This window comes from Ruegeria sp. AN6 (genome assembly GCF_056540425.1).
Genome location: NZ_JBQFWR010000054.1, coordinates 1 through 529, shown reverse-complemented (window position 1 = coordinate 529; position 529 = coordinate 1). Strand labels below are relative to the sequence as shown.

The window sequence follows — 529 nt, the reverse complement described above, 5'->3', positions numbered from 1 at the left end:
AGTCATTGTTCAGCGTGTTGATGATCGTGATCTGATCGGTGGTCCCCGCAAAGGTCAAAATGGCAGTGTTGCTGTTTGCCGCAGGTTTTGAGACCGATATCTCGTCCGGTGTGTACCCATGGAGAACCAGCTTATCCGTGTCGCGAAATCCGTTGTCTTCAATCGAGTCCTGACCATCGCCACGCGTGAACACATAGGTATCCGACCCCTTATTTCCATGCAGAGTGTCGTTGCCCAGACCACCGGTGATCACGTCGTTGCCATTGTGAGCAGTGATCACATCATCGCCCGCTTGCCCGTTGATCACATCGTCAGTGCCGTAAGCGTAGATGATGTCATCACCGGATGTCGCATCCGCTGCCAGCAGAGCGTCGCGCAAGTCCTGCATGGTCCAGATCGTACCGTCGTCGAACACAATCTGCTCAATGCCGTCGGACGAGTCATTGTTCAGCGTGTTGATGATCGTGATCTGATCGGTGGTCCCCGCAAAGGTCAAAATGGCAGTGTTGCTGTTTGCCGCAGGTTTTGA

Annotated in this window: 1 protein-coding gene; it reads right to left on the bottom strand. The window is 53.7% G+C overall.

Annotated features, from left to right (window positions below; all coding sequences use genetic code 11):
- Nucleotides 1–529: calcium-binding protein (locus ACR0MQ_RS23000; protein WP_480611306.1), on the bottom strand; the 529-nt coding region annotated here is incomplete at both ends.